Origin of the sequence: Streptomyces sp. NPDC101237 (assembly GCF_044767465.1) — a bacterium.
Lineage (GTDB): Bacteria > Actinomycetota > Actinomycetes > Streptomycetales > Streptomycetaceae > Streptomyces > Streptomyces gramineus.
In genome coordinates this window covers 67,709-83,326 of the sequence record NZ_JBIWNY010000011.1, presented here as the reverse complement: position 1 = coordinate 83,326, position 15,618 = coordinate 67,709, and the positions used below count along the sequence as shown (strand labels likewise).

The following is a 15,618-nucleotide window of genomic DNA, read 5'->3' as shown; positions in this document are numbered from 1 at the left end:
CTTGACGCATACGCCCCTCACCTGGGGCGAAGCTCGCTCAACTGTCGTACGCGGGCGTGATGTAGACGGTCCGCGGGGGCAGGTGTTCGACCACCATCACCACCGTGCCGGGCTCGATCCGGGTGGAGCCGTCGGCGGCGTAGGCGAGGAAGTGCTCGGCGCCTCCGCGCACTCGGACGATCACCTCACCGACGAGTCCGGGCCCGACCGTTCCGGTGACCCGCCCCATCAGCCCGACCATCGACGCATCGTCCATGGTCAGAGCGTACGGGCCGGTCACGTCCCGGGAAAGCCGCGCGGCACCGGACCCGATGGCCTCACGCGGCCGGCGAGTCCGCGGCCGGCGGCCAGCGCTCGTGCCAGCGCAGGTCGTCCTCCAGCCGGGCGGCGACGGACACGAGCAGCGGCTCGCTGTCGGCCGGGCCGAGCAGTTGCGCGCCCACCGGGAGACCGTCCACGAACCCGGCGGGCACGTTGACGCCGGGCCACCCCAGCACGTTCCACGGCCAGGCGTAGGGGCAGGCGGCGATCATCGCCCGGTCGGTGGCGAACGGGCCCAGCCCCAGCAGCGCGCCGACGCGGGGCGGGGGAGCGGCGGTGGTCGGCGCGAGGACGGCGTCGTACGACGCGAAGAAGCCGCCTATGCGGTGGCGCAGGGCTCTCTCGGCGCGCCGGGCGGCCCGTAGGGGGGCGCCGCCGAGCAGCCGGCCGAGCCGGGCCGCCTCCAGGGTGCGCGGGTCGAGCAGACCGGGCGCCGGCACCTCGCGGACGCGTTCGGCGATCCCGGCCGTGGCGCGCGGAACGAAGGTGAGGCCGATCTGTCCGTAGGGCGGGTCGGCCTCCTCGACGGTGTGTCCCGACGCGGCCAGTCTCTCGGCCACTTCGAGGACCCTGGCGCGTACGCCCGGCCACAGGCGGGCGGGCAGCGCCGTGAACGGCGGCTTCAGGGACAGGGCGATCCGCAGCCGTCCGGGATCGCGGCCGACGGCCTCGGAGACCGTCAACGGCCGTGGCCGGTGCGGGTCGTTCGGGTGGTTGCCGCTCGCCGCGTCCAGGAGCAGGGCGGCGTCGGCGACCGTGCGGGCCAGGGTGCCGTTGACGGTGATGCCCTGGAAGGACTCGCCGTGCGGCCAGGTCGAGATGCGGCCGCGCTGGGGTTTGATGCCGACGAGGTGGGTCCAGGAGGCAGGTATGCGCACGGATCCGGCGCCGTCCGAGCCGAGCGCGGCCGGCACCAGTCCGGCCGCGACGGCGGCCGCCGACCCGCCGGAGGAGCCGCCCGGGGTGTGCCGCGGCTGCCAGGGGTTGCGGGTGGCCCCGAAGGCGGGTCCCTCGGTGAACGGCCACTGGCCCAGCTCGCAGGTGTTGGTCTTGCCGATGATCACCGCTCCGGCCGCGCGCAGCCGTCGTACCGCCTCGCCGTCCTCGGCCGCCGGCGGGAAGTCCCCCGGGCAGCCGAAGGCGGTCGGCTCGCCGGCCACGTCGGTGTCGTCCTTCACGGCGACCGGCACCCCGAGCAGCGGGCGGCGCCCGCCCGCCGCCAGCTCCCGGTCGGCGGCCTCGGCTTCGGCGAGCGCGGCGGACCGGCGGACGATCCGGAAGGCGTTGAGGGAGTCCTGCGTCGCCTCGATCCGCGCGAGGCAGTCCGCGACGAGCTGACGCGAGGTCACCTCGCCTGCGGCCAGGGCGCGTACGGACTCGACGAGACCCGGTGAACGGTCCGACGACATGGGCAACCACCTCCGGCAGCAGGATACTTACCGGACAGTAACGTCAAGTCGGGCCGCGCCGCGCGGATTCGGCGCAGCCGGCTCCCGCCGGGACTCCCAAGACACCCCCCTAGCCGGCGCAGGTCTCGCGTACGTAGCCGTCCTCACCGGCCGGGGTGACGTCGAGGTCGCGGCGGACGACGCTGATCCGGTCGCCCCAGCCCGCGCAGGCCTTGCGCATGCCCTGTGCGGTGTACTCGACGACGAGGACGTGGTCGCCGAACGCGTCGACGTAGGAACCGCATTCGGCGTACTGCCCGCACTCCTCCACCACGGCGAAGTCGAGGCCGACCCGCTTGCGGTCCTTGGCCAGTTCGAGGGTGTTCTTCTGGGCGATGGCGAGGTGCCGGGCGTGGGCGTGGCGGGCGAGCAGGGTCTGGAACGCCTCGGCGTCGGCCGCCGTCAGGAGGCCGCGCGGGGCGCGGGTGTAGCTGTCGTAGTTGTCCGGTTCCACGGCGTCGAACCCCTTGTCGGCGCACGCGTCGATCCAGCGGTCCACCTTCTCGGCGATCCGCGCGCGTTTGCCGGGCGTGCCGATGTCGAGCATCGCCTCGCCCCAGTCCTCGTCCATGACGACCTTCCCGGAGCGGTCCCGCAGCAGGAGGTCGGCGTCCCACTCGCCCTCCGCGTCCGGCTGCGCCTGGAACGCGTTGACGTAGCAGATGTTGTACAGGCCCGGAGCGGGGGAGTCGGTGTGGTCGCGGGAGACCACGGCGACGCCCTTCGGCGGCGGGTAGGCGCCGCCGAGCTGGTAGTCGACGTCCGCGTGGACGGGCGGCGCGGACACCTTGGCGGCCCGGGGGCTCCTGGCGGCGGTGTCCGCGGGGTGGGCGGCGCCGGAGCAGTCGGCCGCGGTGACGGAGGCCGCGGCGAGCACGGCGGCGAGGGACAGGGCGGCACGGCGGGAGCCGGCCGGGGACGTGCGCATGGCGGTCTGCCTCTGCGGGAGAGAGCATGCCCCGCCTCGGACACGCGTGGTCCTGGCGACTGGGGCCGGGCTGACGGCCCGCAGGCCCGCGTTACCGGCTGGGAATGCCGTGGTCGCGCGGACCGCGGACAGGTGCCCGGCGGTCCGACGCGGTGACCTTATCAAAGGCGTTCACGACCGATATGCCCGGCCCCGACCGGCCCTGCGGGCACCGGCCCGTCCTCTGGCGGGTGCCGCACCGCGCTACCGGCGGGTGCCGCACCCCGGGCAGAACGCCGCGCCGTCCGGGACGACCGCGGAGCAGGAGGCGCACTGCGTGGTCTGCGCCAGGTGGTGGCCGCAGCCGGGGCAGTAGGCCGAGCCGTGGGTCTCGGTACGGCACTGGGGGCAGACCAGTTGCCGGGGCCTGGTGGGGTCGTAGGTCTGCCCCGCCTGCTGACCGGCGGCGTACGCACGCTGGGAGGCCATGTCGTTCTGGCCGCGCTGCTGTGCGGCCATGGCCTCGGCCGCGGTGTCCGGAGCGCAGTTGAAGCACAGGCCCTGCGCGCCGTTCCAGCAGCGTCCGCAGACGTAGTGGGTGCACCGGGCGCACCGGTTGAAGTGGCCCTCGGCGTTGGCGATCGCCCGCTCGAACGCCCGGTCGCGGGCCTGCCCGTAGCCCGCTCCCGCGAGCCCGTCCGCGGCCGAGGTGACGCCCCGGCCCGCGCTGCCGAGCATGCTCCAGGCCAGGTCGGTTCCCTTCCTGAGCCAGCTCGCCGCCCGCTCGCCGGTGTACGGCTCGAACGGCGAGCGCCAGGTGTCGTAGCAGCGGGAGCAGGAGAACTCGAACTGGAAGCCGGCTCCCGTGCCGTTGCGCTCGCAGAGGTCGCGGTAGTTGTTGCTGAAGTAGATCTCGCTGCTCATGTGGTCCCCCCACAGGTCAGGCCGTCGGCACCATCCGCTACGACGCTGGCGGAAGGATACTGGTTCTGGCCATCGCCGCGAAGATCACGCCACCTCGGCCGCACCGGCCCCGTGCGCGGCGCCCGTGCGGTCAGGGCCGCGGTGTGCCGTCCGGCTCGACGACGGTGCCCGAGACCACCCGGCCGGAACCGGCCCCCGTCGTCCCCGTGCCCGACGCGTCCTGCTCCTTGAGCGCCCTGGTCTCGCTCTTGAGGATCCGGGCCGCCTTGCCCGCCGAACGCGTCAGCTCCGGCAGCTTCTTGAAGCCGAGGACCACGACGGCGACGACGAGGATCAGGGCCAGCTCGCTCAAGCCGAACATGAGTACTGCCTTCCGCATTTCGATCTACAGTGCTGTAGAAGTTTCCCCCGCGGACGATCATGCGGCAAGTCCGCCGTCCCGCCGGGTCGGCAGGACCCGTCCCCGACAGCCGAGGAGCAGTGGCAGCAGCATGCCGGAGCAGCACAACCGGACCATCGGTGACCGGAGCCGGCCGGCCCGGCGGCGACTGGCGCACCGCTGCCGCGGTACGACGGAGGCCCGCTGGTTCGCCCTGACCGTCTTCGGCGTGATCCTGCTGAACGCCGCGTTGCTGGGCCTGGAGACCTACCCGGGGCTGGTCGAGGACTGGCACCGCTGGTTACGGACGGCCGAGCACGGCTGCCTGGCGGTCTTCACCGTCGAGATCCTGCTGCGCCTGGGCGCGCACGCCGACCGGCCCCGGGACTTCGTCCGCGACCCGTGGAACCTCTTCGACCTCGCCGTGGTGCTGTGCGCCTTCCTGCCGGTGGTCCGTGAGAACACCACCGTGCTGCGCCTGCTGCGGCTGGCCCGGGTGCTGCGCACGGCCCGTTTCCTGCCGCAACTGCGCGTCGTGCTCACCGCCGTCGCCCGCAGCCTTCCGGGCACCCTCAGCTTCCTGCTGGTGGGCGCCCTGCTGCTGTACGTGTACGCCATGGTCGGCTGGGTCTTCTTCGGCCGCCACGACCCCGCGCACTACGGCTCCATCGGGCGCGCGGTCCTCACCCTCTTCCTCCTGATGACCCTCGACGGCATCGGCGACGCGGTCCACGCGGGCCTGGAGGTATCCCGCTGGAGTCTCGCCTACTACGCCTCCTACGTCCTCATCGCCTCCTTCGTGCTCGTCAACGTGCTGATCGGCGTGGTCATCACGTCCCTCGACGAGGCCCGGCAGATGGAAGCGCAGGAGCAGGAGCAGGAGCAGGAGCAGGAAGGGGAGCAGGGGCGGGCGGGGCAGGGCCCGTCGTGCGAACCGGACGACCGGGTCCTGCTGTTGTCGCGGATCGGTGCGGCCCGGCAGGCGCTCGACGACCTGGAACGCGGCCTCCTGCACGGCACGGCGGCGGACGGCTCGCCCGACGGTGCGGCGGCGCCCGTGCGGTCGCGGTCCTGACCTCGTCGTCCGCACCGCGTTCGGGTGCCGCGGGCCCGCGCCGGCGGCGTCTGCTGTTACTCACTTTCGGGTGACGTCCCGCGGAGCCGGGGGGTGGCGCACGGGGGTGGCTCGCGCCGAGGACCCTTCGGACACAAGTGGCCAGACGGTGAGAGGCCGTCAACTTCGTGCATTCGCCGCATACATGGAGGTTGCAGCAGAGAGTCATAGGAATATGACGGAACAGTCATGACCTTCTCGTAGCCCTCACATTCCCTCCGCGCCGTGGGCAGGGTGTGGGTGTGCGGCCGACCGGCCGCCGAACTGCCCAGAACATCCCGGGTGACCTGCGACTTCCGCGTCGCCAGCCCGGGATGTCCGGCCCTGCGAAGGGGGACCTCATGTCCGTATCCGTGATCGCTCGCCGTCTGACCGCCGCCGCTGCCGTGGCCACGGCAGCCGTGGGCGCCATCGCGCTGCCGGCCGCCGCCGCCGGCCAGCACTCCGCCCGCCCGCACGGCGACGTGGTCATCAGCAGCGTCCGGTACGACTCCCCGGGACGCGACGACAACTCCAACCGCTCCCTCAACAAGGAGTACGTCGACATCACCAACACCACGCGCCGGTCGGTGAACCTGGACCACTGGACGCTGAGCGGCAGGGACGGCCACCACTACACCTTCCGTCACTTCCGCCTGGAGGGACGGGCCACGGTCCGCGTCCACACCGGCGTGGGCCGCGACAACGCCACCGACGTGTACCAGGACCGCCGTCACGAGGCCTGGGACAACGTCGCCGACACCGCGACCCTGCGCAACGACCGCAACCGCGTGGTGGACCAGGTCACCTGGGGCCGGCACCGGGGCGGCCGCCACTGACCCGGCTCGCCAGGTGCCGGTGACCCGCGCCGGAGCCGGGTCCCGGCACCACCGGCACCCGCCCCCGCACGACTGATCGCGAAGTCCGTTGTCAGTGCCCCCGACTACGGTTCGATCAGTGGGACCCGCCGGACGGCCGGCGGGTCCGTATGGGGAGGGGTCTGGTCTGCCATGTCCACCGGTTCCGCCGCGGTGTCGACGACGTACCTGGAGCTGTCGCAGGACGACGGCACCGCGCACAAGTTCTACGAGGTGTCCGTCGCCGACCTGGTCGTGACCGTGCGGTACGGCCGGATCGGCGCCGAGGGGCAGACGCAGACGACGACGTTCGCGACGGCGGAGAAGGCCCGGGCCGCCGCCGCGAAGAAGCTCGGCGAGAAGGTCCGCAAGGGCTACGCCCCGGCCGTGCAGGGGGCCCGCGCCCCGCGCTCGGTGACCCGGCGTCAGGTCGCCTCGGCCCCCTCCACCGCCCGCGCGGCCGCGCCGGTGCTGTGGCGCTTCCGCACCGGCTCCGCCGCGTTCGGCATCCACGTCGACGACGACCGCTGCTGGGTCGGCAACCAGTCGGGCGACGTCTACACCCTCGACCACGACGGCGGCGTGCTGGCCCGCTTCAGCCTCCCGGACGGCGTCAAGTGCCTGGTCGCGGACGACTTCTGGATCTACGCCGGATGCGACGACGGCAAGGTGTACGACCTGTCCTCGAAGCTCCCGTTCGTGGCCTACGACATCGCGGCGGACGTCGACATCTTCTGGCTGGACATCCACGAGGGCGTGCTGGACGTCTCCGACCGCGACGGCCGGCTGACCGTCATCGACCACGAGGACGAGCACCAGTGGGCCCGCCGCAGCCAGGGCGAGCACGCCTGGATGGTCCGCGCCGACGAACGGGCCGTCTACCACGGACACAGCCGGGGCGTCACCGCCTACGCTCCGGACGGCGGCCGGGAGTTGTGGCACACGCCCACCAGGGGCGGGGTGCTGTTCGGCTGGCAGGAGGGGGCCGTGGTGTACGCGGGCACGGCCCACAAGGCGGTCCAGCGGCTGGCGAAGACGACCGGCACGATCGAGGCCACGTACACCTGCGACAGCGCGGTGTACTCGTGCGCGACCTCGCCCGGCGGCCGGTTCGTGTTCGCCGGCGACGCGGCCTCGTCCGTCTACTGCTTCGACCAGGACGGCACCCGGCTGTGGAAGCTCGGCACCGGCGGCGGCTCGGCGCTGTCGATGCAGTACCACGACGAGCGGCTCTACCTGGTGACCACCGACGGCTCTCTGGTCTGCGTGGACGCGAGCGAGGCGGCCGTCACGGCGGCCCAGCAGGGCACGGTGCCGGTGCCCCGGGACGTCAAGCTGGCCGCGGCGATGCCCGCCTACGCGCCGGCCACGACCGTGAGCGCGGTGGCCACCGTCGCCCAGGCGCCCACCGGCGCGATCGTCGTGGAGTGCGTCCAGGAGTCGGGCCGGGTCCGGGTGCACGTCGTGTCCGACGGCTACGACCAGTCGCTGAACGTCCAGTTCCCGCGGGCGATACGCGAGCCCGGTGCCCGCTACGTCGTGGACTCCCTGCACACGGCGGCCGGCGGTTTCTACCGGGTGCGCGGGGACATCAGGCGACTGCTCTGACCGGATCCGGGTCGTGGGGGGGGGGGGGGGGGGCCGCCCCCCCCCCCCCCACGGGAGGGGAGCAGGAGGTCAGCGCCGCCTCCGGTACGACCAGCCGGTGCCGATGCCGGCGACGTGCAGAGCCAGGGCGGTCAGTCCCAGCAGCATCACGTTCGTGGAGGTGAACGTGTCGTTGGTGCTGATGTCCGCCGCGTTGATCAGAAAGGCTATGAAGAACAACACTGCCGCGATGATGCCGGGCATGATCAGGCTCCTCTCGTAGGGTGAAACCCGTATGCCCGCACATCGCCTCCACAAGCCCTCCGCTCCGCGGTCATGGCGGCGGCACGCGTGACACGGCGCCTCAGAAGACCCGGATCGGGATCTCCGCGGGGTCGGTGAGCAGGTCGAAGATCTCGTCGTCGAGGCGGACCAGGGTCACCGAGGCACCGGCCATGTCGAGCGAGGTGCAGTACTCGCCGACGTAGCTGCGCCCCACGTCGATGCCGCGCTCGGCCAGTTGCCGGTGGGCCAGCCCGTACACCAGGTACAGCTCGCCGATCGGTGTGCCGCCCAGACCGTTGACCATCAGCGCGACACGGTCCCCGGAGGAGAACGGCAGGTCGTCCACGACCGCGTCGACCAGTTCGCGCACCATCTCGTCCGCCGACCGCAGCTTCTCGCGCCTGCGGCCCGGTTCGCCGTGGATGCCCACGCCCATCTCGATCGAGTCGTCCGGCAGTTCGAACAGCGGTGACCCCTTCGCAGGAGGCGTGCAGGCGGTGAGGGCCAGGCCCATGGTGCGGGTGACCGAGTTGACCTTCTCGCCGATCCGGTACACCTCGTCGAGGTCCGCACCGCGTTCGGCGGCCGCCCCGACGGCCTTCATCACGAAGAAGTTGCCGGCCACCCCGCGCCTGCCCACGGTGTACGTCGAGTCCTGCACGGCCACGTCGTCGTCGATGAACAGGGTCCGCACGGTCACCCCGTCGGCCTGGGACAGCTCCTCGGCCATCTCGAACGCCATGCGGTCCCCTGTGTAGTTGTTGACCAGCAGCAGCACGCCCTTGGCGGAGGCGACCAGTTTGACCGTCTCGTAGACGTAGTCGGCGGGCGGCGCGGCGAACACGTCGCCCGGGCAGGCGGCGTCGAGCATGCCCTTGCCGACGGTCATCACGTGCGCCGGCTCGTGACCGGATCCGGACCCCTGCACGATCGAGACCTTGTCCTCCCGCGGGGCGTCGGCACGCATGATCAGGTTGTACTCGGGCACGTACCTCAGGGTGCCGGGGTTGGCCAGGGCCAGCCCCTCCAGCATCTGCGAGACGTAGTCCTTCGGATCGTTGACGAACTTCTTCATGCCGCACCTCCTGGTCCTGCCGGTCGTGTCAGCCGCGTGCGTCCCATTCGGCGGCCACCCGCTCGGCCATCACCGCGACCGCCACCGCGCCCGGGTCGGGCGAGCCGATGCTGCGCTCACCGGTGTAGCTCTGTCGGCCGCGCCTGGCCTGCATGGGCGCCGTCGCGTCAGCGGCGGCCCGCGCGGTCGACGCGGCCAGTGCCGCGAGTTCGGCGCCGGACGCCGGCGGGCCCTCGGCCAGCCGCCGTTCCAGCGCGTCGGTCATCGGAACGAGCGCGTCCAGCAGGGTCTTGTCGCCGACGTCGGACCTGCCGCGCGCCTTGATCCCCTCGGCGGCGGCCCGCAGCATGGCGACGGCGTCCCCGCCGCCCGGTTCCGGCCGGTCCCTCACGGCACCGGCGGCCCGCAGGAAGGCGGTTCCCCACAGCGGCCCGGACGTGCCGCCGACCCGCTTGGAGATCACCATCGCGACCTTCTTCAGGAGATCGGCGGGCGCGTCGCCGGCGAGGTCGTTCCAGTCGGCGAGCACGATCTCGAAGCCGCGGGCGAGCGAGTACCCGAAGTCCCCGTCCCCCGCGACGGCGTCGAGGTCGCTGAAGGCCCGTTCGTTGTCCACCGCGGTCCGCGCGACGACCCGCACGACGAAGGCGAGGTCGCCGCCGGGCGCCGACGGCGGGGCGGGTGACGAGGACGATGGCGCTGACATGTCTCTCCTGACTGCCGCTAGGTCAGTGCGGCCGGGGATCGGACGGGGCGGGATCCGGGCCCGCCCCGCCCACGGTGCCGAGCAGGCCGGCGAGGTCCGCGAGCTCGATCCAGGGCCCCGGGGCGATGCCGAGCGGATCGCTCAGCACCCGCGCCACGGTCTCCTCGGGCGGCGGATCGCCCAGCGAGGTGACCACCAGGGAGGCGCCGGTGAAGTCCTCGCCGCCCGTGTAGGCGCTCGTCGTGACCACGCAGGCGAGTCCGGCGCCGAGCGCGGCCAGCAGTCCGTTGCGGCTGTCCTCGACGACGACGGCCCGCGCCGCGTCCACGCCGAGCCGGTCCAGGGCGAAGGCGTAGATGTCCGGGGCCGGTTTCTTGTGCGGGACCACGTCTCCGGCGAACACGCTGAAGTGCGCGGCCAGTTCGGGGCCCATGGCGAGTTCGAGCACGCTGCGGACGGACGGCTCCGCCGAGGTGGAGGCGACCGCTAGCGTCCAGCCGGCCTCGTGCGCCGCCCTGGCGACCCGCCGGACGCCGGGCCGGGGCGGGATGCTTCCGCTGCCGATGATGGCCGTGTAGATCTCGGTCTTGCGCCGGTGCCAGGCCGCGACCCGTTCGTCGAGGGCGGCCGGATCGGACGGCAGGCCGGCCGCGGCGATGAAGTCCGGGGTCAGCAGCGAGCGCATCCGCTCCTTGCCGCCGCCGATGGTCACCTTCCGCGCGTACTCCGCGTCGCTCCACCGCACCGGCAGACCGAACTCCTCGAACGTCCGGTTGAAGGCGGGCAGGTGACCGTCGCGTTCGGTGTCGGCGAGGACGCCGTCGCAGTCGAAGACGAGCGCGGGCACGACTAGGCCGCCCGCCCGGCACTGCCGAAGAGCCGCATCAGTGAACCGGCCAGCTCGATGACGTCCCGGCGGACGTCGCGGAACAGCGACGGCGGATCCCACTTCTGCCGCTCCTGCGCGGTGCGCAGGAAGGCCAGGTTCGACTTCATGTACGTCTCCTTGAGGGCCGTGGAGATGTTGACCTTCGCGCAGCCCCGGGAGATCAGGTCGCGGAACTGCTCGTCGGACAGGCCGCTGCCGCCGTGCAGCGCGATGGGCACGGGATGGGCCGCCACGATGTCGGAGACGCGTTGCGCGTCGAGCACCGGCGCCCGCTTGTAGGACCCGTGCGCGTTCCCGATCGCCGGTGCGAAGACGTCGACGCGCGTGGTCCGCAGGAACTCCAGGGCGACCGCCAGATCCTGCCGCTCCGCGGCGGTGTCGCTGCCGACGCCGTCCTCCACACCGGTGATCGACTCGATCTCGCCCTCGACCGCGGCACCGAACCCGCGGGCCTCCGCGACCACCTCGACGGTCTGCCGCATGTTCTCCTCCACCGGCAGTGTGGAGGCGTCGAAGAGCACCGAGTTCCATCCGCGCCGCAGGCACTCGGTGATGACCTCGCGCTCGGGACAGTGGTCCAGGTGCAGGGTGACCGGCACCTCGATGCCGGCGGTCATCGCCTTCCACATGGCGAACAGCACGTCGCTGCCGACGGAGCGCACGGTCTTCACGGAGGTCTGCACGATGAGCGGCGACGCGTTCTCCACCGCGGCCGCCAGAACGGCCTCCATGGTGAGGTCGTTGAACACGTTGATGGCCGGTACGGCGTAACGCTCCTCGAAAGGCCTGGCGAGGATCTCGGTCAGCGGTGTCACACCCACGACGCCTCCACCTCTTCACCGACCCCCGCTCCTCCATTCCACGCCAGGCCCCCACCCGCCGCCACTCCTGGCCCGGCCGGCGGCCCCCGGCGCACCGGCCTGCCGGGCCGGGTGCGGAACGCCGGCCGCCCCTCGCGGCGACCGTGGGGAGATGTGCCGGAATCCGCCCGGAGACCGGGACCGCGGGCGGTCCGCGCCCCGAGACGGACGCCAGGCGTCGGCACCTTGCCGGAGGCGCGGCCCCCCCGGCGGCCCCCCGCGGCCCGGCCGCGGTCACCGTTCTGTGCGGCCCCCCTGCCACCAGTGACGAGGCGCCGTCCCCGCGGCCCGTCCGCACGGCACGGAGCGCAGCCCTACGGTCACATCGCATGGTGTCCGGGAATGGGGGACATGTCATCACGCGTTGCCGGTGCTAGACGACGAGTACCGGAGTACGACGTGAGCGCTTTGATGATCACGACATCCCTGGTCGACACCTTCCGCGGATGGGGCCGCTCCGCGCCGGGACGTCTGTGGCTGGCCGGTCCTCTCCTGCTGATCGTGGCGATCCCGGTGGCCGACGGCTTCCTGCCGCCGGACATCCATCTCGCCCACCTCCTCGTCGTCGCCGTGGCGGTCGCCGCGGTCGGGGCCGGGCCGCGCGCCACCGCCCTGATCGGCCTGCTGGCCGTCCTCGCGCTGGTCTTCGCCGGCATGGAGCGGCGGACGCTGAGCACCGAGAGCGTCCTCGTGGAGATCGCCGCCCTCCTCGCCGTCTCCGTCTTCTTCGTCCTGTTCACGCGGCTGCGGGAGCGGCGCGAGAGCGAACTCGTCCGGGTGCGCACGGTGTCCGACGCGGCTCAGCGTGTGGTCCTGCGGCCGTTGCCGCAGCGGGCCGGCCCCGTCATCCTCGCCTCCCGGTACCGCAGCGCGGAAGTGGACGCGACCATCGGCGGCGACCTCTACGCCGCCGCGCGGGTCCCCGGCTGCACGCGCCTGCTCATCGGTGACGTCCGGGGCAAGGGGCTGCCGTCGATCAGCGACACGGCGATCGTGCTGGGCGCCTTCCGGGCCGCGGCGCACCGCCGGATCCCGCTGCCGGAACTGGTCGCCTACATCGAGGACGCCGCCCGGTGGGGGTTCGCGGAGTTCTCGGAGCCGACGGAGGACGCCGCCGAGCGGTTCGTGACCGCCGCTGTCATGGACATCCCGGACGACGAACCGGTGCTGCACCTGGTCAGCGCGGGGCATCCGCCGCCGATCCTGCTGCGCGGCCGCGCCAGGAAGCCGCTGGTGCTGGCCGTTCCCGACCCCGCGCCGCCGCTCGGCCTCGGCGTGTGGCCGGCCGGTGCGCACGGCACGGACGGCGCCCGCGCCTGCTACGCGGCGGCGACCTTCCCGTTCGCGCACGGCGACCGGCTGGTGCTCTACACGGACGGGGTGAGCGAGGCCCGCAACGGCGACGGCGACTTCTACCCGCTCGTCGAGCGCGCCACGGCGTGGGCGGACGCGACGCCGGGCCTGCTCGTCGAGCGGCTCGCCGCGGATGTCCGCGCGCACACGGGCGGCCGGCGGGACGACGACATGGCCATGATCGTCGTACAGCGCGACTGAACGAACGGCACGACCGGGGCGCCCGCCCCCGCGCGCCCTCGCGTGACTGACCGGTGCTCGTGTGCGGGGCGCCTCGGTGATTCCCCCTCACCGCGGATCGGCGCGCCTTGTGGTCCCCGCGACCGGAAAGCGCTGTCGCCGTGCTGGAAACCCCCGCTCGCAACCATCAGTTCCAGCCGATTGTCTGATGCGCTCATGACAGTCTCGGGCGGCGGATGCCAATCTGCTCTCCGGAAGTTCACCGTCCACTCACAGGTACCTCACGCAATACCCGCATCCCCTTTCTCATGTCATGCGCATGCCCGAGTGGACGTCACCCCGTCGCCCCGTGCCCATGCGCTCCTTCCCCCGCACTCGCGCGCCGCCGGACGGCTCGACCCAGCCGACCCGCTCTCCCGGGCTCCACCGGGCCCGACCACCCCACAGAAGGAGAACGCCATGTTCCGGCAGGACCGTCACCATCGCCGTGTCAGAGGCAGCGCCGGCCTGGCGCTGGCCGCCGCCACCACCCTGCTCGCGGCCGGCCTTCAGCAGGGCACCGCCCTGGCCTCTTCCGACGCACCGGCCCCCGCCCGGATCCACGCCACCCCCCGGGCCGGCGCCGCCCCCGCGGCGCTGTCGCCGGCACGGCACACCGCACTGCTCAAGAGCGCCGCGACCGCCGCCGCCGACACCGCGAGGACCCTCGGCCTGGGCGGCGCCGAGAAGCTCGTCGTCAAGGACGTCACCCAGGACGCCGACGGCACCACCCACACCCGCTACGAGCGCACCTACGCGGGCCTGCCCGTCCTCGGCGGAGACCTGGTCGTGCACCGCAGCGGCGCCCGCCTCACGGTCACGAAGGCCACGAAGGCGGCCCTCGCCCTCCCCACCACCAAGGCGAAGATCTCCGCGGCCGCGGCGCGCGACCAGGCGCTCACCACCGCGGCGAAGGCGGGCGCCGAGCGCCCCGCGGTCGGCACCGGCCCCCGCCTCGTCGTCTGGGCCGCCTCCGGCCGCCCGGCCCTGGCCTGGGAGTCCGTCGTCGGCGGCTTCCAGGACGACGGCACACCCAACGAACTCCACGTGATCACCGACGCGGCGACCGGCAAGCAGCTCTTCCGCTACCAGGGCGTCGAAACCGGCGTCGGCATCGGGCAGTTCGACGGGACCGTGCCGCTGGGCACCACGCTCTCCGGCTCGACCTACCAGCTCGTCGACGGCGACCGCGCGGGCCACCGCACCTACGACCTGAAGCAGGGCACCTCGGGCACCGGCACCCTGTTCACCGACGACAACGATGTCTGGGGCGACGGCACGGTCGCCAACCGGCAGACCGCGGGCGTGGACGTCGCCTACGGCGCGGCGGCCACCTGGGACTTCTACAAGGACGTCTTCGGCCGCAACGGCATCCGCAACGACGGCGTCGCCGCCTACAGCCGCGCCCACTACGGCAACAACTACGTCAACGCCTTCTGGCAGGACGCCTGCTTCTGCATGACGTACGGCGACGGCTCCGGCAACACCCACCCGCTCACCGCGCTCGACGTCGCCGCGCACGAGATGAGCCACGGCGTCACCGCCGCCACCGCGGGCCTCACCTACTCCGGCGAGTCGGGCGGCCTGAACGAGGCGACCTCCGACATCTTCGCCGCCGCCGTCGAGTTCTACGAGAACCTGCCCGCCGACGTCCCGGACTACCTGGTCGGCGAGAAGATCGACATCAACGGCGACGGCACCCCGCTGCGTTACATGGACAAGCCGTCCAAGGACGGCGCGTCCAGCGACTACTGGAGCCCGTCCCTCGGCGGACTCGACGTCCACTACTCCTCGGGCCCGGCCAACCACTTCTTCTACCTGCTCTCCGAGGGCAGCGGAGCGAAGACCGTCAACGGCGTCTCCTACGACAGCCCGACCTACGACGGCCAGCCGGTCACCGGCATCGGCATCGACAACGCCCGGCAGGTCTGGTACCGCGCGCTCAGCACCTACATGACGTCGAGCACGAACTACGCGGGCGCCCGCACCGCCACCCTCCAGGCCGCGGCCGACCTCTTCGGCGCCTACAGCCCCTCCTACCTCGCCGTCGCCAACGCGTGGGCGGCGATCAACGTGGGCGACCGGATCGCGCTGGGCGTCAACGTGGCGCCGATCGCGGACCAGATCAGCGGCGTCGGGCAGCAGGTGTCCCTCCAGGCGGACGCCTACACCACGAACTCCGGCGCGGCCCTGACCTACACGGCGACCGGTCTGCCGGACGGCCTGACGATGAGCGACACGGGCCTGATCACCGGCACCCCCACCACGCTCGGGACCAGCGACGTCACGATCACGGTCACCGACGACACCGGCGCGTCCGCCACCCGGCACTTCTCCTGGCAGGTGGCCTACATCTACGCCAACTCCAGCCGGGTCGACATCCCCGACAACGGCCCCGCCGTGGAGTCCCCGGTGACGGTCACCGGCCGCACCGGGAACGCCTCCGCCACCACCCAGGTCTACGTCAAGATCGTCCACACCTACCGGGGTGACCTGACCGTCGACCTGGTGGGCCCCAACGGGACCGCCTACTCCCTGCTGAACCGCAGCGGCGGCTCCGCCGACAACGTCGACCAGACGTTCACCGTCGACGCCTCCGCGCAGCCCCTGAACGGCACCTGGAAGCTCCGGGTCCAGGACCGTGCCGCGATCGACGTGGGCTACATCGAGCAGTGGCGGCTCGTCCCCTGAGCCCGTCGCCCACGTGAGGAGCCG

The 15,618-nt window shown here is 72.7% G+C and carries 15 protein-coding genes; 5 read left to right on the top strand and 10 right to left on the bottom strand.

Going from position 1 to position 15,618, the window contains the following annotated elements; genetic code table 11:
- Positions 1–37: 37 nt before the first annotated feature.
- The 5 genes from ACIRQ9_RS18755 to ACIRQ9_RS18735 all read right to left on the bottom strand — a co-directional run bounded on the left by ACIRQ9_RS18755 (position 38) and on the right by ACIRQ9_RS18735 (position 3,961).
- Complete coding sequence (locus tag ACIRQ9_RS18755; RefSeq protein ID WP_404174102.1) at positions 38–256, bottom strand: hypothetical protein; 219 nt, start codon at positions 254–256, stop codon at positions 38–40.
- A 61-nt stretch (positions 257–317) separates the two neighbouring features.
- Positions 318–1,730, bottom strand: a complete 1,413-nt coding sequence (locus ACIRQ9_RS18750; protein ID WP_404174099.1) for an amidase — start codon at positions 1,728–1,730, stop codon at positions 318–320.
- Positions 1,731–1,839: 109 nt separating this feature from the next.
- Positions 1,840–2,697, bottom strand: coding sequence for an endo alpha-1,4 polygalactosaminidase (locus ACIRQ9_RS18745; protein WP_404174096.1), 858 nt, complete (start codon positions 2,695–2,697; stop codon positions 1,840–1,842).
- 243 nt (positions 2,698–2,940) lie between these two features.
- Positions 2,941–3,600, bottom strand: coding sequence for a zinc ribbon domain-containing protein (locus tag ACIRQ9_RS18740; RefSeq protein ID WP_404174093.1), 660 nt, complete (start codon positions 3,598–3,600; stop codon positions 2,941–2,943).
- A gap of 130 nt (positions 3,601–3,730) precedes the next feature.
- Positions 3,731–3,961, bottom strand: coding sequence for a twin-arginine translocase TatA/TatE family subunit (locus ACIRQ9_RS18735; RefSeq protein ID WP_404174090.1), 231 nt, complete (start codon positions 3,959–3,961; stop codon positions 3,731–3,733).
- A gap of 130 nt (positions 3,962–4,091) precedes the next feature.
- On the opposite strand from ACIRQ9_RS18735, the gene ACIRQ9_RS18730 reads away from it, so the two are divergent.
- From ACIRQ9_RS18730 to ACIRQ9_RS18720, 3 genes are all read left to right on the top strand, one after another.
- Positions 4,092–5,054, top strand: coding sequence for an ion transporter (locus tag ACIRQ9_RS18730; RefSeq protein ID WP_404174087.1), 963 nt, complete (start codon positions 4,092–4,094; stop codon positions 5,052–5,054).
- A 380-nt stretch (positions 5,055–5,434) separates the two neighbouring features.
- Positions 5,435–5,911 carry a lamin tail domain-containing protein gene (locus ACIRQ9_RS18725; RefSeq protein ID WP_404174084.1) on the top strand — a complete coding sequence of 159 codons (477 nt, stop codon included), beginning with the start codon at positions 5,435–5,437 and terminating at the stop codon, positions 5,909–5,911.
- Between the two features lie 171 nt (positions 5,912–6,082).
- Positions 6,083–7,537 (top strand): WGR domain-containing protein, encoded by a 1,455-nt coding sequence (locus ACIRQ9_RS18720; RefSeq protein ID WP_404174081.1) that lies wholly within the window; start codon positions 6,083–6,085, stop codon positions 7,535–7,537.
- 69 nt (positions 7,538–7,606) lie between these two features.
- Here the strand turns inward: ACIRQ9_RS18720 and ACIRQ9_RS18715 are convergent, their stop codons facing one another.
- The 5 genes from ACIRQ9_RS18715 to ACIRQ9_RS18695 all read right to left on the bottom strand — a co-directional run bounded on the left by ACIRQ9_RS18715 (position 7,607) and on the right by ACIRQ9_RS18695 (position 11,292).
- Complete coding sequence (locus ACIRQ9_RS18715; RefSeq protein ID WP_351313851.1) at positions 7,607–7,780, bottom strand: hypothetical protein; 174 nt, start codon at positions 7,778–7,780, stop codon at positions 7,607–7,609.
- A 100-nt stretch (positions 7,781–7,880) separates the two neighbouring features.
- The gene (dhaK, locus tag ACIRQ9_RS18710) at positions 7,881–8,876 is read right to left on the bottom strand and encodes a dihydroxyacetone kinase subunit DhaK (RefSeq protein WP_404174078.1); all 996 of its coding nucleotides are present in this window, start codon (positions 8,874–8,876) and stop codon (positions 7,881–7,883) included.
- A 28-nt stretch (positions 8,877–8,904) separates the two neighbouring features.
- Positions 8,905–9,582 carry a dihydroxyacetone kinase subunit DhaL gene (dhaL, locus tag ACIRQ9_RS18705; RefSeq protein WP_404174076.1) on the bottom strand — a complete coding sequence of 226 codons (678 nt, stop codon included), beginning with the start codon at positions 9,580–9,582 and terminating at the stop codon, positions 8,905–8,907.
- A 22-nt stretch (positions 9,583–9,604) separates the two neighbouring features.
- Positions 9,605–10,429, bottom strand: a complete 825-nt coding sequence (locus ACIRQ9_RS18700; protein ID WP_404174073.1) for an HAD-IA family hydrolase — start codon at positions 10,427–10,429, stop codon at positions 9,605–9,607.
- A gap of 2 nt (positions 10,430–10,431) precedes the next feature.
- Complete coding sequence (locus ACIRQ9_RS18695) at positions 10,432–11,292, bottom strand: class II fructose-bisphosphate aldolase (RefSeq protein ID WP_404174070.1); 861 nt, start codon at positions 11,290–11,292, stop codon at positions 10,432–10,434.
- Positions 11,293–11,742: 450 nt separating this feature from the next.
- On the opposite strand from ACIRQ9_RS18695, the gene ACIRQ9_RS18690 reads away from it, so the two are divergent.
- Together ACIRQ9_RS18690 and ACIRQ9_RS18685 are read left to right on the top strand one after the other, a co-directional pair.
- Positions 11,743–12,885 carry a PP2C family protein-serine/threonine phosphatase gene (locus ACIRQ9_RS18690; RefSeq protein ID WP_404174067.1) on the top strand — a complete coding sequence of 381 codons (1,143 nt, stop codon included), beginning with the start codon at positions 11,743–11,745 and terminating at the stop codon, positions 12,883–12,885.
- A 438-nt stretch (positions 12,886–13,323) separates the two neighbouring features.
- Positions 13,324–15,594, top strand: coding sequence for a M4 family metallopeptidase (locus ACIRQ9_RS18685; RefSeq protein WP_404174064.1), 2,271 nt, complete (start codon positions 13,324–13,326; stop codon positions 15,592–15,594).
- Positions 15,595–15,618: the final 24 nt, after the last annotated feature.